The 20,563-nt window shown below is 47.3% G+C and carries 17 protein-coding genes and 1 tRNA gene; 7 read left to right on the forward strand and 11 right to left on the reverse strand.

The features are described 5' to 3' along the window. Nucleotides 1–6: 6 nt before the first annotated feature. On the reverse strand, nt 7–339 hold the full coding sequence (locus AB3R30_RS10345; RefSeq protein ID WP_458649099.1) for a DUF565 domain-containing protein: 333 nt from the start codon (nt 337–339) through the stop codon (nt 7–9). A 141-nt stretch (nt 340–480) separates the two neighbouring features. Here AB3R30_RS10345 and AB3R30_RS10350 point away from each other — a divergent pair, with 141 nt between their 5' ends. After that, on the forward strand, nt 481–1,122 hold the full coding sequence (locus AB3R30_RS10350) for a hypothetical protein (RefSeq protein WP_458649100.1): 642 nt from the start codon (nt 481–483) through the stop codon (nt 1,120–1,122). A 12-nt stretch (nt 1,123–1,134) separates the two neighbouring features. Here AB3R30_RS10350 and AB3R30_RS10355 read toward each other — a convergent pair whose 3' ends face one another. Together AB3R30_RS10355 and AB3R30_RS10360 are read right to left on the reverse strand one after the other, a co-directional pair. Beyond that, nucleotides 1,135–1,857, reverse strand: coding sequence for a molybdopterin-dependent oxidoreductase (locus AB3R30_RS10355; RefSeq protein ID WP_458649101.1), 723 nt, complete (start codon nt 1,855–1,857; stop codon nt 1,135–1,137). Between the two features lie 53 nt (nt 1,858–1,910). Then, nucleotides 1,911–2,549: a cytochrome b/b6 domain-containing protein gene (locus AB3R30_RS10360; RefSeq protein ID WP_458649102.1), complete on the reverse strand. Its 639-nt coding sequence runs from the start codon at nt 2,547–2,549 to the stop codon at nt 1,911–1,913. A gap of 674 nt (nt 2,550–3,223) precedes the next feature. Here AB3R30_RS10360 and AB3R30_RS10365 point away from each other — a divergent pair. Both AB3R30_RS10365 and AB3R30_RS10370 read left to right on the forward strand, forming a co-directional pair. Continuing rightward, on the forward strand, nt 3,224–3,454 hold the full coding sequence (locus AB3R30_RS10365) for a DUF2811 domain-containing protein (RefSeq protein WP_458649103.1): 231 nt from the start codon (nt 3,224–3,226) through the stop codon (nt 3,452–3,454). A 97-nt stretch (nt 3,455–3,551) separates the two neighbouring features. Then, a complete protein-coding gene (locus tag AB3R30_RS10370; protein ID WP_458649104.1) occupies nt 3,552–4,349 on the forward strand; it encodes a RecB family exonuclease in 798 nt (265 codons plus the stop codon). Nucleotides 4,350–4,927: 578 nt separating this feature from the next. On the opposite strand, the gene AB3R30_RS10375 is transcribed toward AB3R30_RS10370, so the two are convergent. Next, nucleotides 4,928–5,770: an ABC transporter permease gene (locus tag AB3R30_RS10375; RefSeq protein WP_458649105.1), complete on the reverse strand. Its 843-nt coding sequence runs from the start codon at nt 5,768–5,770 to the stop codon at nt 4,928–4,930. A gap of 23 nt (nt 5,771–5,793) precedes the next feature. Beyond that, nucleotides 5,794–6,804 carry an ABC transporter permease gene (locus AB3R30_RS10380; RefSeq protein WP_458649106.1) on the reverse strand — a complete coding sequence of 337 codons (1,011 nt, stop codon included), beginning with the start codon at nt 6,802–6,804 and terminating at the stop codon, nt 5,794–5,796. Between the two features lie 37 nt (nt 6,805–6,841). On the opposite strand from AB3R30_RS10380, the gene AB3R30_RS10385 reads away from it, so the two are divergent. Continuing rightward, nucleotides 6,842–6,926 (forward strand) — tRNA-Ser (locus AB3R30_RS10385). A gap of 127 nt (nt 6,927–7,053) precedes the next feature. Here the strand turns inward: AB3R30_RS10385 and AB3R30_RS10390 are convergent. The 4 genes from AB3R30_RS10390 to AB3R30_RS10405 all read right to left on the reverse strand — a co-directional run bounded on the left by AB3R30_RS10390 (nt 7,054) and on the right by AB3R30_RS10405 (nt 12,110). After that, a complete protein-coding gene (locus tag AB3R30_RS10390) occupies nt 7,054–7,983 on the reverse strand; it encodes a phosphoribulokinase (protein WP_458649107.1) in 930 nt (309 codons plus the stop codon). Between the two features lie 563 nt (nt 7,984–8,546). Then, nucleotides 8,547–9,194 carry a response regulator transcription factor gene (locus AB3R30_RS10395; protein WP_458649108.1) on the reverse strand — a complete coding sequence of 216 codons (648 nt, stop codon included), beginning with the start codon at nt 9,192–9,194 and terminating at the stop codon, nt 8,547–8,549. 267 nt (nt 9,195–9,461) lie between these two features. Continuing rightward, nucleotides 9,462–10,748, reverse strand: a complete 1,287-nt coding sequence (locus tag AB3R30_RS10400) for a dihydroorotase (RefSeq protein ID WP_458649109.1) — start codon at nt 10,746–10,748, stop codon at nt 9,462–9,464. A gap of 15 nt (nt 10,749–10,763) precedes the next feature. Further along, nucleotides 10,764–12,110 carry a histidine phosphatase family protein gene (locus tag AB3R30_RS10405; protein WP_458649110.1) on the reverse strand — a complete coding sequence of 449 codons (1,347 nt, stop codon included), beginning with the start codon at nt 12,108–12,110 and terminating at the stop codon, nt 10,764–10,766. A 251-nt stretch (nt 12,111–12,361) separates the two neighbouring features. Between AB3R30_RS10405 and AB3R30_RS10410 the strand changes: the two genes are divergently transcribed. Continuing rightward, nucleotides 12,362–13,888: a lysostaphin resistance A-like protein gene (locus AB3R30_RS10410; protein WP_458649111.1), complete on the forward strand. Its 1,527-nt coding sequence runs from the start codon at nt 12,362–12,364 to the stop codon at nt 13,886–13,888. Between the two features lie 19 nt (nt 13,889–13,907). On the opposite strand, the gene AB3R30_RS10415 is transcribed toward AB3R30_RS10410, so the two are convergent. Then, nucleotides 13,908–14,204, reverse strand: a complete 297-nt coding sequence (locus tag AB3R30_RS10415; RefSeq protein ID WP_458649112.1) for a DUF3288 family protein — start codon at nt 14,202–14,204, stop codon at nt 13,908–13,910. A 301-nt stretch (nt 14,205–14,505) separates the two neighbouring features. Here AB3R30_RS10415 and AB3R30_RS10420 point away from each other — a divergent pair, with 301 nt between their 5' ends. Beyond that, the gene (locus AB3R30_RS10420; RefSeq protein WP_458649113.1) at nt 14,506–15,084 is read left to right on the forward strand and encodes a hypothetical protein; all 579 of its coding nucleotides are present in this window, start codon (nt 14,506–14,508) and stop codon (nt 15,082–15,084) included. An 11-nt stretch (nt 15,085–15,095) separates the two neighbouring features. Beyond that, entirely contained in the window at nt 15,096–16,895 is a 1,800-nt protein-coding gene (locus AB3R30_RS10425; RefSeq protein WP_458649114.1) for a peptidoglycan D,D-transpeptidase FtsI family protein, read from the forward strand. Nucleotides 16,896–17,163: 268 nt separating this feature from the next. Here the strand turns inward: AB3R30_RS10425 and AB3R30_RS10430 are convergent, their stop codons facing one another. Beyond that, nucleotides 17,164–20,532, reverse strand: a complete 3,369-nt coding sequence (locus tag AB3R30_RS10430) for a phycobilisome rod-core linker polypeptide (RefSeq protein WP_458649115.1) — start codon at nt 20,530–20,532, stop codon at nt 17,164–17,166. Nucleotides 20,533–20,563: the final 31 nt, after the last annotated feature.

The following is a 20,563-nucleotide window of genomic DNA, read 5'->3' on the forward strand; positions in this document are numbered from 1 at the left end:
CTGCTTCTATGAAGCTAACTTGAAAGCTTCTACAAACAAGCTATAAATGATCCCTAGTTTTAGCGCATTCAGAATTTGCATGGGTAGCGATCGGGCGGTAGCAGAAGGGATGCTGTAGGCAAAACGGCTAATCGTTTCCGTGATAGCAACTAAGATTGCCGATGCGACAATATCTAAGTCTGCTCTTTGTCCAGAAATGCTAGAAATAGCAATTCCTAAGAAGTTTCCTAATAGCAAACTAATGAGCAGTAGAGAAAATCGCCGCCAAGGATTGCGAAAGAAGCTATCCAAGCCACCCACAATATTGTCAAACAGTGTATTGATTCGAGTATTTTGCATAGGAGCGCCACAAAACTCAGAGCTTAAATTTGGAACCTTTTTGACTTCTATCTATTCTCATCCCTAAAACTCCTGAATTTTAGGGGATACAAAACTCTATGGGCGAGCGATCGAGAAAGTTGTTATTACTAGAGTAGTGGCATGGTTAGCAGACGGGCAATGCGAGAAATTATCAGGGATATAAAGGGTGGGCGAGTTTCAACGATCGCGACCTTGGCAGGTGTAGTTTTGTTGACAATTGCGGGGGGTTGGAGTGTTGCTCAGTGGTTATTTGAACTATCGCCCACAACACAAGTGAATGCTTTACCAGAGTCAAACTTAAGTGTGAGCCAGCCAACAGCCGTCTCAACTGTGCTGCCGCAGGCTGCATCTGAGCCAGCGATCGTTCAAAAAAATAGTACCCAAAAAAACACGACAGCCGCCAAAATAGATGCCAAAGCGATCGCGGCAGTGCAAGGACTACTCCGAGTGGGTAATCCGACCGATCATCCGGTGAGAGTTGCCGTTTTGCTGAAAAAACCGGGGGGTAAAGACGCGGCTAATTCAAGCCAAACAGGATATGAAGCTCCTGCCCATTGGGATTTTGATCCAGGTGAAGGCAGCGAAAAAGGATTGCTGCTGTCCCTCCCTAATCGCCAAATTAAACTCAAAAAAGGCGATATTCTGGTTGCTTTTGCCCAAGATGGCTCTCGTCGCTATTGGGGACCGTATGTCGTCGGTGAAACCTCGATTCCTGCTTGGACTCCAAAAGTTGCTGAATGGCGACTGACGCTACAACCCTAAAGCCCTGCAACCCTAAAGCCCTGCAAACCACTCGTAGCTTTGATCTTCCCAAAACCCTCGGTGGGGTAGCAAATTGCTCACTAGAGTTACCTGAATGACCCATTTGCTCAACTTGTAGCCCAATTTGATGGGGGATGCAAGCCGCAACGGTGCGCCATGGTCGATTGGCAAGGGTTCGCCGTTTTTTTCATATGCCAGCATTGTTTGAGGATGCAGACAGGACGCTAAATCCCAACTTTCATAGTAGCGATCGGCAGAAATGAAATAGGCATACTTTACACCCGGTTTTGGCTGTGCCAATTGGATCAACTCCCGCAAGGGCACCCCGCCCCACTGAACGATCGCCGCCCACCCTTCCACACACACATGTCGAATCACCATCGACTTTTTGGGCAGCGTCTGAAGTGCTGCCATATCGAGGCTCAGCGGATGATTCACCTCACCATCCACCACTAGCCGAAACTCATTCAGGCTGATTTTTGGCGTGAAATCGTAGGTATTCACAATCAGCGCCTTTGGCTCGATCGCGCTAATGGGAAACTCTGGCACTAGAGCCTGCGGTTTGAGCAGCAGTTCCTCCACCTTTTGGTTCAACGGCTCAGCCACTTTCCCCGCCAAACTTTCCGCCAACGTCAACACTGAGCCACCCACCAACATTCCACCCAGTGAATAGCCCGATAACCGTAACAAATTCCGCCGATTAATCGAATTTTCTAAACTCAACTTTTCTACCATCCCTGTTCCCTGTTCCCTCTTCCCTCTTCCCTGTTCTCTCTTCCCTCTTTTCCCTAAAGCATCTCATCCCACAGCATCGAATTGACCAATCGCTCCCCGCCCGCTTTAAGCGCCAGTAGCGAGTGTGCGATCGCAAACCCAATCACCAGCGGCACTGAGGCAAAATGCACGGCACGCAGGGCAAACCAATCGCCAAAGCACTCCACAATCCAGGGAAATTGAGCCGGTTTATACATCCCTAACCCGGTAAACAGCGCCAGCAGCAAAATTGGAATGATAGAGGTATAAACAATCCGATGCCATGCATAAATTCTGCGCTTAGGATTTTTGCCCACTTGCAGCGCCTTCACATCGTTTTTGCCAACAAACTGATGCTGCCAACGCCGGGTAATCAACACATACCCGCCATACCCCAGCAGATTCAATGAAAACACCCACATCGCGGCAAAGTGCCAATGTCGCCCACCCGCTAGCCAGCCACCCAACAGAAAAAATGGGGGAATATGCCAGCCGCCCCGTCCACCAAATACAGGGTTAGCGTTGTAAATCTGCAAACCGCTCATGAGCATCATCGTCAGACTAATGATGTTGACCCAGTGAAACACTTTGGCGGGAAACGCCTGAAGCGATCGCGGAACTTTCACTTTCAAATCTTGTGCCTTTCCCACTTCAGCAGACTCAGGGGAATTCATCGCAACACTTCGTTACACAACAAGCCTCTACTCTAGCGGATGTTAATCCCTTCTGCACCAGCTTTTCGCAACTTCTTTCTGTCTAATTTATTTCTTCTAACGGCAGCATAGACCCATGTAATCTCATCCAGATTTGAGTTCTTCAAGCCATTTCCAACTTTCTAAATCTGACCATCTCAGAAAAAATTACATAACTTAGCATTCGCCCTACTTTTCCCAACTTATTCCACACCCTTTCCACAGTCAATCTCCTTCTTTTCCCCATCCTCTCCACAGGTTTTCCACAGATTCCGATTTGTTTTCCACAGGCAACACGAAGGAATCGGACTTTCCCACCTTAGCGTCGTCATCTGAATTTTCTTTTTCAACAGCCCCTCTTAAGCGGAGTTCTTGTAAACTTAAGTAACAAAAAATGGCTGAAAAGCCCATTCTCTCGTAGATCTTTTTTCAATCAAAAGCGACCTGCAACATTTCTCAATATTGACAACCCAGGCGATTCAACTGAGAATGGGGCGACTGACACCCACACAAGCCTGACCTCCAAAAGCAAAATCCACAGTGTTGCAATCAAATATTGTGGATTGCTCAGATTCGCTAAGGAGTTTGGCTGGCTTTGCTGTTGGTGTAGTTTGTTGCCTCATTTATCCTCTTTACCTGTGTGAGAGTAGAAACCTATGGATACTACCGTTAGTTTGCTTGTTGAAGTACCCGAAATCTTGCACGAATCCCTTCAGGGATATTTGGAAATGCGCCCTGATTGGGATCAAGACCGAGTTATCACGGCGGCATTGTCGCTGTTTTTATTGCAAAACCAGACCGAAGCTGCCCCCGAAAAATTGAACCATCGGCAAGCCTCTCGAATTTATTTAGATGCGTTGTTCAAGCGTCCAATTGGACAAAACTAGTGTGCAATCTCTCTTCGGTAGTCTCTCTTAGGCAGTCCTGCCGAGACAGCGTTTAGAAATAAAACACTGTTCTAGCTTTTTTGTAATCCGATGCCCCATGACTTATCAGATCTCAGCAACCAAACTCCAGACTTATCATCGGTGTCCCTACGCTTATTCTCTTCGCTATGAGCATAAGTTAATGACCCCTGAGTTTTTTGGGTCAGCTGCTCTCGGAAATGCTCTGCACCAAGCTTTGGCACAATGTCATCGGGATTGGCATTATCGCTTTCCACTGCCTCCTATTCAATGGGTGCATCAGTGCTGGCAAGAGCATTCTGCTGGGTTAAGTGAGGGTCAAGTGGTGGAAGGGACAAAAATTCTAGAGCAATACTATCAAAAGTTTATTGCTAGCGAAGTTTCTATCCATCAACCTTTGGCAGTGGAGGGCAAAATTCAGGCGCATTTGCAAGTAGAAAATCTGGAGTTTGTCATATCAGGTCGCTATGACCGGATCGACTTTTTGGAGGATGGGGGATTGGAGTTGATTGATTACAAGTCCAGCCGCGAGGTGAGGCTGCCCGATGCGTCGGAAATTGATATTCAGATCGGGCTTTACTACCTTGCTTTAGAACAAACCTATCGCCAAAGTTTGCAATATCTGAGTTTGTTATTTTTACGCACGGGTGAAAAGATCCGGTTCAAAGCGACTGGGGAACACCGAAAACAGGTGCAAACGATGATTGGAGATTTGGCGGTGCGGCTGCGCCACGATCGCGGTTGGGAGCCAACACCGGGTAAACAGTGCGATCGCTGTACCTTTGCCAGGTATTGCCCTTCAGTAACAGCAAACCCTGCTCCTGTACCAGAAACTCGGTCTAAACCTCAACTGCAACTCGCATTGAACTTTGCATAATCGCTAGCCAGTTTATAGTTTTCGCTGATCATGAGTGGGTGGTAGTCGTTAAACGATAGATTAGAAATCGCATTCTAAAATAATGCATTCTAAAATGTTGTTTCTTCCTATCACCTACTTTTTTCTTTTTAAAGCTTGATAGCTTTGATAGTTGCAATCTATAATCATCGTCTGCATTATCACCATTTGGCTCTAGCCATCATAGCGAGCTAGTTCGCAGCGACCGCTCCCACGGTGCTTCGGAGATCCGTTTTGTAGAATAGCTTCTACGGTTCGGTAAGAGCTATTAGATTCAGAATATTGACTGATCGATTGAACAGCATCGGTGTAGACAGTGGTTGTAACTAGAGTTAGCAGTAAGCTGCCTAGTAAAGTGTTCGGAAGTCGGCGCATAAGTAAAAATCCGTTTCAGAGGTTCTGATACCTGATACGGACATGCGACTTACTGATCAGGAAAATTCTTGACGGAATTTCCTCTGTGGAGACACTGCACAAATAGCTTTTAGAACTTAAAACTCTTACTCAAAACTCTCTTACTCAAAACTCTCTAAGTGAGGGTTGTAAATTCAAGTCATACTCTACTCGCTTTTTGGATCTAGCCCATCTCTTAGCCCGTCGCCTAATAGGTTGAATGCTAAGACCATGAGGGTGATGAATAGTCCAGGAAAGAGGGTTGTCCAAGGGGCGGTGAGAGAGTAGCCTCCTTTAAATGCATCTGCTACCATGCTGCCTAGTTCGGGAGTTGGAGGTTGGGCACCCAGTCCTAAAAAGCCTAGTCCAGCGGCTTCTAGGGTGGCGGTGCCGATCGAGAGACTGGCTTGCACAACTAGAGGGGCGAGGCTGGCTGGAAGAATATGGTGGAAAATAATTTGGAAAGGGGTGGCTCCAAGGGCACGGGCAGATTGGACGAATTCTTGTTCCCGGAGGGATAGCACCATTGATCGCGTTAGGCGAATGTAAATAGGAACTTGAACGATCGCGATCGCCACCATAGCGCTTTGCAAACTGGGTCCGGTGACGGTAACAATGGCGATCGCCAGCAAAATTGAGGGGAACGCTAGCAAAATATCCGTTAACCAGCTAATCACGCCATCGACTCGCCCCTGCCCATACCCTGCGAGTAAGCCCAGACTCACGCCAATCAAAAAGCCGAGGCTGACGGAAATCACACTAATAAATAGCGACGTGCGAATGCCATACCAAACTAGGGTTGCAATATCTCGTCCTAGGGCATCGGTGCCAAACCAATGTTGCAGACTGGGAGGTGCGAGGCGGGCAAGATAATCGCGATCGGTCGTTGGATCGTAAGGATGCAGAATCGGGGCAAGCAATGCTAGTAGAATCAGGGCGATCGCCAATACTGCGCCGATTCTTCCAGAAGTAGATTGCCAAAATCGCTGTTGGGCACGGCTAGTCAACATGGGTTCGATAATGTCACAAATGGTTAACGAAGCTGAATTCTTGGATCAATAAACCCATAGGAAATATCGATTAACGCATTGACCAACACAAAGGCGATCGCCACAAATACTACACCACCCTGTACTACAGGATAATCTCGCTCCAAAATACCCTGATAAATCCAAGATCCAATTCCGGGCCACGCAAAAATAGTTTCTGTCAGAATTGCGCCGCCGAGTAAGGTGCCAAACTGCAATCCGGCGATCGTCGTGACCGGCAACAGCGCATTCTTTAATGCATGGCGGCAGACAACCCAAAATTTGGGCACTCCCTTGGCTTTCGCCGTCCGAATATAGTCTTGAGCGAGGGTTTCTAACATGGAACTTCGAGTAATCCTTGCCAAAATTGCCAGGGGAATCGTACTGAGAGTAACGGCTGGCAACACTAAGTGAGCGAATCCATCCAGCAAGGCGGTACTGTTACCCTGCAACACTGCATCTAGGATATAAAACCCGGTGATCGGCTGAAAGTTAAAACCGCCATCCACGCTGATTCGTCCACTGGGCGGCAGCCAATGCAAGTTTACGGCAAACAGATAGATCAACAGCAGCCCTAACCAATAAACCGGGACGGAAACGCCCAACAATGATCCGGTCATGGTCAAATTATCAACCCAACTATTCCGCCGAATGGCAGCAACGATACCCGCTGGAATACCGATGATTAGGGCGATCGCCATTGCCGCGATCGCCAGTTCAAAGGTTGCAGGACAACGAACTTTCAATTCATCTGCGATCGGAATTCCACTAATAATGCTAGTGCCTAGATCTAAGTGAAATAGACTATTCAAAAACGCTAGATACTGCACCAGTAGCGGTTTATCTAACCCAAGCTGCGTTCTAACTGCAACAAGCTGTTCCGGAGTGGCACGCTCTCCTAGTAAAACCACTGCCGGATCACCGGGAATCAAATGCAAAAATCCAAACACTAACAGCGTGATGCCTAATAAAACAGGCAGTAAACTAAACAAACGTTTGAGGATATAGAAGCCCATTGACGCTGAAAAGGTTAAACTAATAGGGTCGCTTTTTGGAGAGGTGGCAGAGTGGTCGAATGCACTCGACTTGAAATCGAGAGTTCCGAAAGGAACCCAGGGTTCAAATCCCTGCCTCTCCGTTGATTCACAGTTAGCATAAATGATCAAAGCTGAAGAAACTTGTATTTCTTCAGCCTGATTGATTGGCTCTAACTATCAGTCCTTTGCTGAATGCCATAGCCTCTGTTCAAAATGTGCCTATCCGCATTAAGTGGCTCTCAGCATATGGTACGCAACTAACAGTTGGGTAATCGCTAGCGGATAGCTCTGGAGCGCTTCTCCGGTTGTACCCATGACTTTGCCTAATCCTGGATTGATGTCGCGATTACAGAACGAAAGCAAATTCGGTGATTCGCTACAAATAAAATGTTCTAGTTGAATTACCTGCTCTTCGGTTGCGTGCCCATCCACTTCTAGCACGTCTACGGGCTTGCCCATATCTCGATCTAGCCCCAGCCGAATAGCAGCATTGGAATAAGCCGCATTGCTGGTGACTACCTTAGTTAAATCAGGATGGGGAATATTAGGTCTTAGAACCAGTCGCACGTTTAAGTGTCCATTTCCCTCACTAGGCACATCACTGGGTGGATAAAACGTCACGACCATATCTGCCCACTGCCGTTGATGACGAATAAATTGCTCGGAATCTGGCTCACGCTTCTGCATTTCTGCGAGAACTTGCTCTGCGGTGTAGCCCCGTTTTTGCGTATCTCGCTTAACCTTCCATTCGGTTCTAAGCGATTCAGGCGGTGCCAAGTAAACCTTTACATCGTAGCAATCACGCGCCCCACGGGTTGAGTAACCGAGCAACCCTTCAACAATGACAAATTTAGTCGGTTTGATGTATTCGGGTGCTGTGAATGTTCCGGTCTTGTGGCTATAGATTGGCTTCAGGATAGGTTGCCCTGTTCGCAGCAGCGCTAGGTGTTGCTGCATGATGTCTAAGTAATTACAGTCAGGATGGAGTGCTGTAATTCCCATTTCTGCTCGCTGAACGCGATCGTAGCGATGGTAGTCATCGGTACAAATTGTTGTGACATCTTCAATTCCCAATACCTCGGCAATTCCTCGCGTCAGAGTTGTTTTGCCAGCCGCACTGTCACCGACGATGCCTAGGATAATTGGGCGATTGGTCATGAGTTTTCCTATACAAACGTAATTCGTAATCAGCGAAATTTTGCATTATTTTGCATTGATGTTTCAAGCGTAAAACTTAAAGGAGACCAATGCAAGCTGTAGAGATTTACCTTCATTTAACTTAGACATGACACAGCGTTTTTTGAAGTGGCATTGCCTTGAGTGAGTAACGCTGAGTGGGATAACTTTTTCTGATGTTTCAAGGGGGTGACAGATCTGTGTCGGTGCTATATATTTAGGGGGTGTGAGGAGCGAACCAGAAAGAACGCCGAGACGAAACACGGAAAGTCGTCGGCGTTCTTTCTGATTTTAAAGCGCTGTAGCTCTCTCCAAAAAGTCTTCCTGTCGAACTGAATCGATCTCCTTACGTGATGTGGCGGCAGCACCCGAAATTTTTCATTGCCTAGAACCTCATTGGAACGGCGATCGCCCTAAATCATTCCATGCGACTGTGGAGAAACGATCATGCTAGCCGAACCGAGATCGCTGTGATCCCGCTGCAAGCGATGCCGCTTGGGCAGAAATAATTACATTCCTGCGCCAAGTCTTAGGACGATATTTTCCTATGCCATATTATTTTCGATCGCCCAACGAGCTAACTCTGTCCGATTGTGCAATCCAGTTTTACCTAACATGTTGCTAACGTGGCTTTCAATGGTTCGTTGGCTAACTTTAAGTTGATCGGCAATCTCACGGTTTGCCATTCCTCGCGCCACAAACTGAACCACTTTTAGCTCAGTGGGTGTGAGTTCTACATCAAAAGGCACCTGAATTTTAGGAGTGGATTCATTCCCTCTACCCGGACGTTCAGACATGCGCGTTGCCTGTTTCAGCGAAGATTCAACTTGGGCAACCAACTCTTCTGGCTCAAACGGCTTCACCATATAGACATCTGCGCCAGTATTCAATCCTTTAACCCGGTCTTGGCTCTGCCCTTTTGCCGAAAGAAAAAGAACTGGAATCCAGCTAGTCCGAGGATCTTCGCGAACATGACGCACCAAAGAATAGCCATCCATTTCGGGCATCATCACATCACAAATAATCATATCTGGAGTTTCTAGCTCCAAAACTTCTAGAGCCTCACGACCATTTTCTGCGGTAATGACTTCGTAGCCCCGAAACTCCAAGTAGTCTTTAACCAATAAAATTAGGTTAGGGTCATCATCAATTAGCAGCAGTCGTCTGTGATTTCCTACGCTGGTTTCTTTCATGCCGTGCTACTCACCTATTCCTGAATAAACTCGCTGGTAATCTGTAGAATTTCTAACAACCCACCTGTTGCCAGATCCCTTCTTTGGAAAAGGGGTGCCCCTTGCCGAGCGATTTGAGGAATACCTGACACTATTCTAGGTAGACCTATGATAACCGCTTCACTTTATATAAATCTTATATATCAGTAATACGTAAACGAACAAATTCTAATGTGTAGTCAGTATATTTTTCACTTTACTTTTGATTGCTGTTTATCCTTAATAATGTCAACGCCAGATTTTGATAGTTTGACCTTGGATTTCTTGATTTAACCACGGAGTATTTGAGGCAGATGATTTCAGCGAATGGGGCTTGGCAAGCCAAACCTGCTGAGGATCAAATAGAATCATTTCTGTGGGTTGGTTGATCGCTTGCCGACCCACAGGGCTGATCGCGATCGCGGGGGGGGCTTGCTGCAAACAGATTGCGGGACGAGCGCTTAAGGCTGACCAAAGCTCGATCGCCGTCCATAAACCAGATTCAACAAACCGATGCCACAGTAAGGGAAGCACCAGTTCTAGCCCAATCGCCCCTGGGGGAGCTTCAGCAAAAGGGACTGTTTTCTCTTCGTAGGTGCAGGGCGTGTGGTCAATCGCGATCGCATCAATCACGCCATGCTGCACAGCATCAATCAACGCCGCTTGATCGGTTGGGGTGCCCAGAGGCGGATCAAGCCGCAAATTGGGGTCATAGCTAGCGATCATTTGAGTGTTCAACAATAAGTGCATCCAAGACGTGCTGGCAGTAATCGGTAAGCCCCGCTCTTTAGCAGTGCGAATCAACTCCACGCCCCGCGCCGTCGAAATTCGCATTAAATGGACTGGGGTGCCAATGGCTTCGATGCATTCTAGGAGGGACGAAAGGGCAGCAGTTTCAGCGATCGCCGGAATGCCAGGTAGCCCAATCTGAATCGAATCGGTTCCTTCGCGCATCACCCCATTGCCGGCGATCGCTCTATCCCATGCCCACAGCATCACGGGCTTACCGAATGGATGCAGATATTCCAACAGACGGCGCACCATCGCCAATTGCAGCGGTTTTCCATCAGCAAAGCCGGCAATATCTGCCGTTGCTAGTTCTGCCAACTCAGTAAGTTGTTGCCCTTTCACCTCTAAAGTCAGCGCTGCCCAAGGCTGTAAAGCGGGGAAAGATAGGCTAGAACTTAAAGCCTTAGATTGATCATGCAGCCATGCAAGACTGGCGAGATTATCCAGGGCAGGAGCGGTGTCTGGCAAAATATTAACGCGAGTGAAACCGCCTGCCGCTGCTGCTTGCATTAACGATTTTAGGGTTTCTCGTTCTTCAAAACCGGGTTCGCCAGAATGGCTATAGAGATCGACGAGTCCGGGTGCCAGGATTAAACCAGACCCTTCGGTGATTGTCGCGTTGGCTGGATACTCGGCGATCGCGTTCTCTATTGCCGTAACCATGCCGTCAATGATTAAAACATCAGCAATTCGATCCATTTGAGAACTTGGATCAATCACTCGAACTTGTCTCAGAAGCTCATTCATTCACGCCTCAACATTCTATAAAGCTCCCGCTGCGGTTTTATCCAACACGCCGCCCTCTAAGTGTGCCGTGATGTTCATCGCCATCATGATTGGCGGTTGATCGATGGCATAGTCAATCACACTGACGGCTCCATTCCCTTGTTTGAAGCTCCAAAAGCGATCAGGGGATAAACCCAGCACATAGCAAAGAATCGCCTTGTTGACGGCATCATGGGCAACAACGAGGGTCGTCCCCGGTTTAGGGTGATTCATTGCCGTTTGGACGATCGCAGTCCAAGCAGTTGTTGCACGATCCCATACTTGCTGGAGGTTTTCCCCTTCTGGCATTTGCACGGTTTCTGGGGTGTGCTGCCAGTGCTGGAGTTCTCCGGGAAACTCGTGTTCAATGTCGGCTTCTAGCTTGCCTTCCCACAACCCATGGCTAATTTCCTTTAGATTGTCCTCAAAGCCCAACGCCACATCCGGATGATGTTGCAAAATGATCTCTGCCGTTTCCTTAGGGCGCAGCATTGGGCTAGCGATCGCCCGATCAATCGGAATCGCTTTGAGAAATTCTGCGGCTTGGTTGGACTGCGATCGCCCGTTGTCATTGAGCGGCACATCGATCTGTCCTTGAAAACGTTTCTGGCGATTCCACTCGGTTTCGCCATGCCGCACCAGCAGCAACCGAGTGTGATAGCCTTTCCTTGGTTTGGGAATCGGTTCGCCTAAATGCGCGGTTTGATTCAACGATTCTACCTGCACCAAATCCCCCCAGCCTCCAGCAAAGTTGAGAACACTGATGCCGCAATTAGACTGCTGAACTGTTTGATAGCCGCCGGCATCTAGCCCGATCGCCGTCCCAATCAATGCCCGATTGATGCCGCTATGAGCAACGAGCAGAACCGTTTGATTCGCGTGGTTAGGCAGAAATTCTTGCCAAAACTGCTGGGCGCGATCGAATAAGTCCACTACCGGAAAATATTCCGCCGTTTCGCCGTTCTCTTGTGAAATCAGCATTCGCATTTCGTGAGGGCAATTCTTCCACTGCTCATACTCATTCGGATATTTTTGCTCCACATCGCTAAACAGCATCCCTTCCCACAGCATCAAATTAATTTCTTTCAAGCTGTCAACCGCTTGCAATGGCGCTGTGGGAGTAATTTTCAAATAAGACACTACAATCTCTGCGGTGTCCTTTGCGCGTCGTAGGGTGCTGCTATAAACGGCATCAAACAAAATGCCACTAAGCGCGCTTCCGACCTGATGCGCCATTGCCTGCCCTTTTGCCGTCAGAGTAGATTCATCTAAAAAACCTTGGACTCGCCGCTCAACGTTAAAGCTGCTTTCACCGTGACGAACCAAAATGACGCGAGTAACCATATTGGGAATAGGGAATAGGGAATAGGGAATAGGGAATAGGGATTCCAGCGTTTGAAATCAACCTGCGCGATCGCTTAGACAGATGCATTCTACCCTGTTCCTAATCCCCTGCTTGAATCTTGCTTTTTTCTATAGTGCATTAGTGCATTTCTACGCGATCGCTGGTTTGTATTCGCCACTTGCCGTTCGCCATTGCCCACTCGCCACTCGCCATTTCCTGTACCCTAGATTCATAGCAATCTGAGGATTTCATGACGATTAAGCGGGTGATTCTGGTAACGCTGACGGTGTTGGCAGTCTTTCTAATGGGTCAAGATTTGCTGAATAGCTGGAATCAGCCCCAAATCCAGAGCCGTTTGGAACTGTATCAAACTAATTTGCTGTTGCGCTCTACGGAGTTTCGTAGCAGTGACATGAATACGGATGCTGCTCGAAAAGCACTACTTGGCGCAGAGCCAACCAAAAACGCTTTAGAGCAATATGAAGACGTGCAGCAACAGGTGCAGAAGACTCTAAAGCAGACGCAATCCCTTTTAGCCAGTGGCTCTAGCAATAAAGCTCAGCCAGTATCTTTAGAGCAAACTGAACGCAAGCTGACTCGCTTAGTGACTGAACTAGATTTGAAGTTAGGAATTCTGCGATCGCAGCAGGGAGAGACAACACTTGCCCAAAAAGAATGGGATAAAGTCATTCAGCAGGCAGAAGTAGACTCTGGACTCAACCCTTTAGCCGTAACAGCAGAAGTTCTCAAAGGGCTGTGGGCAAAATCGCCTCAGTTGCTTCCTGATGCCGAACCTCAGATTCAAAAAAACCTGGATGGCTGGTTTCGAGATCGCGCCCTAACTCAGCTATATACTCTGCAACAGCGTTCTGCTGATTTGCAAGCTCTACAACTCAGCGAACAGCAAGCCGCAGAAAAAGCCTTAACCAGTTTGGCGATTGTGGGCGGCATTCCGGTGTTGAGCGGTGTGATTGGCATTGGCATCCTGATCTTTGCGATCGGGCAATGGGTGGTGCAGCGAAAACAAGCTTTACTCTCCGCCGAAACCCTGCAACCTTGGACAACCCCTTGGGATGGCGAAACCATTTGGCAGGTGCTAATTTTAGGCTTTTTTATGGTGGGGCAAATTGCCTTACCAATTTTTCTAGCAGTGTTGCAACGGGCAACAGGATTAAATCCTGCTAGCTTTGGAGAACAGGGCAAAGCGTTATTTATCCTGTTTAATTATGTGCTGTTGGCAGCGGGGGGATTGGGCGTACTGTATTGGTCGGTCAAATCCTATTTGCCGTTACCCGAAGACTGGTTTCGCATTCGCTTGAAAGGCAACTGGTTTTGGTGGGGATTGGGCGGCTATTTTGCAGCATTGCCGTTAGTTGTAGTGGTGTCGCTGGTGAACCAAAAGATTTGGCAAGGTCGCGGCGGCAGCAATCCGATTTTGCCGATCGCCCTTGAAGGAAAAAATAGCTTTGCTTTAGCCATCTTCTTTGTCACCGCCGCGATCGCCGCCCCCATTTTTGAAGAGATTTTATTTCGAGGCTTTTTGCTTCCCTCACTCACTCGCTATTTCCCCGTTTGGGGCGCAATTGTCCTCAGCAGTTTTCTGTTTGCCGTTGCCCATCTCAGCCTCTCAGAAGTGTTGCCACTGATGACTTTGGGGATGGTGTTGGGCTTTGTTTATTCGCGATCGCGCAATCTGCTGTCATCCATGCTGCTCCATAGTTTATGGAATAGTGGTACTTTACTCAGCCTGATTGTGCTTGGCTCAGGTCAAGGATAATGACGTATGCTACTCACTCCTAGCTCCAATCATCTCGCTTAGAGGTTTGCCCTCGATAAACTTGGGCTATCGCGTGAATTTCACGAGTTTTTTCAAATAGAGCGGTTTCTGTCAAATCCCATTGTTCTAATACTTTGTCTAAATCGGATTGAATATCTCTAGCACCTGGAAAGCCTTGATAGCGAATTCGGAGGCGTGCGAGTTCAACGAAGTTATGGTCGGTGGGATCAGTAGCTGCCAAAAGAGTATCAACCGTTTGACGATCAAGCCGCCATTGTGGATGTTGTTGGTCTTTGAATTCGGCTGCTTGGCTCATAGTTTCATCAGTCCTACATAAAGTTTTATTGTGAAATAAGCGATGGTAAGCGCGATCGCTAAGAGACAAGGTATATTACTTTCCCACCTTCCACAAACTTTCCCACCTTCCACAAAATATAGTCTTAGTAAAATTAAAACTGCACATTAGTACATTTTGATGTAGACAAAACATCTGTAAAAGCAGGTTTTATGAATTTGTAGTTGTAATTCAATTGTTGCAGTAGACTAACTACAGAAAATTGTGAATGTTCTGATTTTTGCGATTGATTTGCGATTGATTTAGGAGTGATGCAAAGCGGATGGCAACAGCATTGAGATCTCAACGACCGACCCCGCCCGATTCCCGTAGCGATCATTTAACGAATCGCCTAGCACCGCGCCGCAAAGCTTCCTCCCGGTCTGCTTATAGCGTTACTCCAGTTGCTCACAGCGGAAGATCTCCTAAACTTCCTTTGGCAACAGTTTCAGTTTTATCTACTCAACCAACCGTTCGTAAACTCCCCGCTGCGCCACCCCTACCCAAATGGCTACGCTTACTAATGCAGGCTCAGCGCGGTTCTCTAATCGTTACTTTCGCGTTGATTGTCACAACTTTAGTCGTGTATGGCGGTACTGTTTATATGCAGCAGCTTTGGACTAAGGAATATCGCAAGCTCAAAACCATGCAGCGCAGTGAACGCCAGATGTTGGCAGCTAGTGAAGTATTAAAAAATCAAATTATCCAGCAGGCAGAAAGCCCGAATTCAGGATTGGTTACCAAAACTCCACAACATACGCTAGTTTTAGAGTCATCTCCACTTCGTACTGTAAAACCAGCAGCAATTCCTATTGTGATTAAAGCTGAAACCTCAACAAACGAACCACCTTTAGGATATTAGGATACTTTGCAATGAGTAGTCCTTATTCTTTCCAAACGCCGCGTTCTCGAAATCGTCTGTACGCTAAACACTCTAAATTGTTGAGTTGGGCAAATTCGCCAAACTTTCGGGCTGCCTTGGTATGGGGTCTTCTAATTGCAGCAATCTGCTGCTTGGTAATCAATTTATTTTACGTTCAAATTGTGCAAGGGAGTCTGCTGCGTGGGATTGCTCAAAGCCACCAGGTGACTCAAATTCGCCCTTTTATGCCTCGTCGTAACATTGTTGATCGGGGGGGAAATATTTTGGCGCTCGATCGCCCTGTTTTTTCCCTTTTTGCTCACCCGAAACTATTCAAACTCTCTAAGGAAGAAGTTGCCGAAAAGCTTTCCCCAATCATGGATCGCCCTGCTGATAGCTTAGTCAAGCAGTTTAACGAAGGGGAAACGGGCATTCGGATTGAATACTCACTGATTGAAGATATTTCCAACCGCATTATTGATTTGCGGCTAGATGGCTTAGAGCTAATTCCCCACCAACAGCGGCTCTATCCACACAAAGAAGTGGCTGCCGATATTGTTGGTTTTGTAGATGGCGAACATATTGGACAAGCCGGGTTAGAACTTAGTCAGCAAAACATTTTGACACGCCCTAGCCAAGAAATTCGACTCCGACAAATGGGCGATGGCTCCCTTATGCCTGACCAAATTCCAACGGGCTTCCTAAACCAGGATGATTTGCAGTTGCGGCTTACTCTAGATACTCGTTTGCAACGAGCAGTGCAGCCAATCCTACAAAAGCAAGTCACTAATGTGGGTGCCAAAAAAGGCACGGTGATTGTGATGGATGCTTATACAGGAGAACTGTTGACTTTGGCATCCTATCCATCCTATGACCCTAACCAATACTATAAGTCCAAGCCAGAACGCTACAAAACTTGGGCAATTACGGATCTATATGAACCGGGTTCTACGTTTAAACCGATTAATGTAGCGATCGCGATCGAAAACAAAACCATTAAACCAGATACATACATCAATAATCCAAGCGCCATCTCAATTGATGGATGGCCAATTACCGGCGGCAGTGGCGGCAGTGAAACCGTCACCGACATTGTGATTAATTCCTATAACGTCGGCATGGTGCATATCGTAGATACGTTAAAGCCCGAAGTTTATTATGCGTGGCTCAGGCGATTAGGCATGGGCGGAGTCGTCGGAGTTGATCTACCCTCCGAAAGTCCAGGACAGTTTAAATCCCGCAAACAATTTGTTGAAAGCCGAATTGATCGAGCCGTAACAGCATTTGGTCAAGGGTTCTCCCTCACACCGATGAAGTTAGTTCAGCTTAATGCCACGATCGCAAATGGTGGAAAATTAGTCACTCCCCATGTTATTCAAGGGCTGTTTGATAGCAAAGGGCGGCTCTATTGGCGACCTAGCTTACCCGCACAACGACAAGTATTTTCTCCGGCAACCGCTAAAGTCATTTTGCCCATGATGGAAGGAGTAGTTACGCAAGGAACCGGAAAAGCAGCACAACTTCCGGGCTACCATGTCGCTGGAAAAACTGGAACATCACAAAAAGCAAATGGGTTTGGCGGCTATTCAGAAAGTGCCTATGTTACTAGCTTTGTTTCGATCTTTCCTGCCGATAAACCTCGTTATGTTGTGCTTGCGGTAATTGATGAGCCAGCGGGAGGAGGATATGGTGGAACGATCGCCGCTCCCGTAGTAAAACAAGTATTACAAGCACTCACAGCATTAGAAAACATTCCTCCCAGTATTTCTGGTCAGGTGTCTGGATCAGCGTCAGAAAGTAAAGCGGGCTAGGTAGTAGTCAAACGAAAATATGACACTCAAACCCTTAGACAACTGGAATTGTCTGCATATGCAGCAGTGGAGGTCACACAATTTCAATAGAGAATGCGACAGATATTAGGTTAAGACCGTGACTGAATAAAGCTTCTACAATTCAAAAGTATTCATACATGTAAACCCCTGATTTCACTATCAGGGGTTTACATGTCTAGTATGGGTGGAATGTCTAATAGCTTGAAGGCTTTACACTTTGCCAGATAAAGCGTTACTACCAGTACGCTTACTTGACTAGGCTGACATCCGCCTTAACATTACCCAAGTAATTTCCGATCGGTAAATTAGGATGGCGTTGATAGGGCACCACATCTTCCCCAAAGTAGCGAAGATACTCAGCGCTTTCTACCATCGCGGTCACTGTTGCCGACAGTCCTTGATTCACTAACAACTCTAGGTATTGGTGAATCTCAGCTTGAGTAGCAGGGGCACGACCCAATAAATGCCGGAACAAGAATTCAACAACCTTTGCTTCAGGATAGGGCATATAGAAGCGACGGCAGTAAATCTCTGAACTAGCTAAGGCTTTCACAAACATCCGAACACAGATGTTTCCACTGTGGAATTTGCTATCAAGATCCGCTTTTCTCAACGAGTTGGGTACTTGATCGCCAGACACATCCATAATCTGGGCGTAGATGGCATTCAGCACGAACTCTGTCTCTGCCCACCCCATACCCGGATTCATCCGATAAATCCGGGCTGGTTTGCAATTAGCACTATCAGTAGTGGAATCTAGTGACGGCACCGAAGCGGTGAGAGAAGAGCGACCCAACTCGACAAATGCAGTTCTTGCCTGCTCTTGCTGACGGGTTTGCGCTGCCATATCGGCGATCGCCTTACCCATCATCGGCATTTTAGACCCATCCATCCGCGCTTTTACCGTTTCAAAACTCGGCACCACTACGTCTTTGTTTTGCTTAGTCAGCGTGTTGTAAAGCTTTTGAGTATTGGGGAAATTTGCAGCAGGTAAGGTTAGGTAGCGGTTATAGGGAACTACGTCTTCCCCAAACGCCTGACTGTATTCCATACTACCTACAAGCGCACTAATAAAGCCTTTTAACCCTTGCGTTGCCAAAATCTGGTTATATTTGCGGATTTCAGCTTGATCTAAAGGTGCGCGTCCTAAGAAGTGCTTGGTGCCTAGCTCAATCACTTTCGTGTTGGGGTAAGGCGTGTAAAACTCCTTCAAATAAAGGTTAGAGGTTCCTAATCCTTCAATGAACTCCTTCAGGTTGATTTCACCATTGCCCAGTTTGCTTTCTAAAACACTAAATTCATTCTGGACAATATAGGGCGCAACATCCCGCTCAAATACTTGGCGATAGGCAGCACCAACTACTAACTTTAAGTTGGCTTTATCAGCAAGGTTAGTCAGCTTAAAGATTTTCGTTTGTTCGCGTTTCTTGCTGACACCTTGGTTAACCCGGAATTGGATATCAGGTTCAGTCCGCAATTCCGTTGCAGCAGCTAGTTCCATAAAGCGGGGCATTTCTTCTGGAACAGATCGATCGCCCTTGTCAGCAATGGAACCCACTCGATTACCGCGCAAAGACAACCCGGCTGGAGTCACATAGCGTTCATAGGGAACTGTATCTTCCCCAAAGGTATCTGAATATTCCTGGCTATCCAACATGGCATCAATTAGGGCATAAAAGCCTTTTTTGGCGCAAATATCAAAGTAGGCGTTGATTTCCTGGCGACCATAGGTTGGGCGACCTAGAAGACGGCGATGGATATATTCTACGGATTTGGTGACGTAGAAGGGAGTCCAGTAGAGGCTGCGGAAGAGATTAGATTTTGCCAAGCGACGAATAAATTCGCGCATGGTAATTTCACCGCTCTCCAGCTTGATTTCATCAACTTTGAGCCGTTGCCCGTCGTATACTGCCCGCCCAAATACTTGTAGATATGCAGCCTGGATCACTGCTTGGGTAGAGCTTTCAGAATATTTAATGCTGATGCCCTTTGTATTACCGCGATCGCGACCTTTCGCAAAACTACCGGTATAGCTAGGACTTTGGTCAAACTTGAAGACTTTTGGACCTAAGGAGCCAGGAGCCACACCCCGCGCTGCGGGATTGCTCAACTGATTGTTAATCCCAGCACCCCGATTAATCAAGATACGGCGGGTATCTTTCCCAAACGGAGCCGGACGAGTACTGGGATTCTTGGTTTCTTTAGGGAAGATAGCACCAAACTGAATTTCCAGTGGATCGTTACCAGAGCCATAGACATGTTGGTCAGGTAAGGGGCGATCGTAGGCTGCAAAAGTTGTGAGGAATTGAGGAATTTTACGGAAAGGCGCACTGTACTTAAACAGATCTTGCTGGGGTCCCCAGTTGCGACATTCTTGTGCCTCTTGACCCAGACCCCGCAAGTAAGGAACAGTTTCTTCCCCAAAGTAATCCGCGTATTCTTGAGAATCAATCAGAGCATCCACTAAAGCAGGTAAACCACCCTCAGAAACGATGGAGAAGTACTTTTGAACCTCTTCACGGGAACTAGGACCACGACCTAGAATATGACGGAAAGCCAATTCCAAAGCACGACTGTTGATGTAAGGCTGATAGAAATTTTTGCGATAAAGCGGCGATTTCGCTAAACGACGAATAAACTCCTTCATGGAGATTTCGCCATTCTTCACCTTAGACTCTAAATCAGAGATGCTAAGAGAATAAGCACGAGTAATATCGCGCTCAAATACTTGGCGATAGGCTGCCTTCACCACGTCATTCTTCTCCGTAGAAGACAAACCGGGCTTCATCGCATACTTAGACCGCTTCTCAGCCGCATTCGCATAAATTTGAGGGAGTTGTAGCCCCTGTAGGTCATTGGAGGAACGCTGGCGTACTTGAGTAGAAGGAGTAAACGCTTTGAACTCAGTGATCAATACATCAAAATATTGACGGACGATCGCCTCGGCTTCAGCATCATCCCGAAAATAGCTAAGACTGGCTGCCTTCATCTTTTGCAAAGCTACCGTCGTCGCTTCGCCAGAACAAGCTCGCTCAATAATTTCCCGCAAGCCACGAGTGTTGACCGCAATAATATTGGGATCACCCGCAACAATCGCGTAGGTAACGTAGCGCAGGAACCAGCTTAAGTCCCGCAGAGACTTCGCCATGTTGCTCGGACCGTAACGCGCAATGTTAATGGGTCGAAAGTTGACGGAAGTTGAACCCCCATCAGGCGTACCCTTAAAAATAGAGCGAATACCATCCAAAATCCCAGGGGTATTCTTGGTATCGCCATAGGTTACTGTGCCCAGTTTCATTCCCTCTTCAGTCGTCAGAGCAACCCCGGCGATCGTCATCACTGGCGCTTCTACTGGCTTCTCAAGAAACGCCATCGGCGAACCACCTGTAAAAATACTATTGGCAGCACGCGACACAATAATGTCTGAATTGCGAGTGAGCGTTTCCGCAATTTCTAGACGCTTCAAACCAGAACTAAAATAAGTAGATAGCGCGTCTAGTTCTCCTTTTCCTGGAAAGCGATCTTGCTGCTCAGCCTGGGAAATCGTGGCGACCGCTAGAGTTTGGTAAAGGTTGGGGCGTGCAACCGAGCTTCCACCGCTTGCTTTAACACTCATGGATTTCAAAAGCTCCCTTTACGGATTGTTA

This window comes from Sivoneniella epilithica UHCC 1019 (genome assembly GCF_040830845.1).
Taxonomy (GTDB): domain Bacteria; phylum Cyanobacteriota; class Cyanobacteriia; order Leptolyngbyales; family Leptolyngbyaceae; genus ULC077BIN1.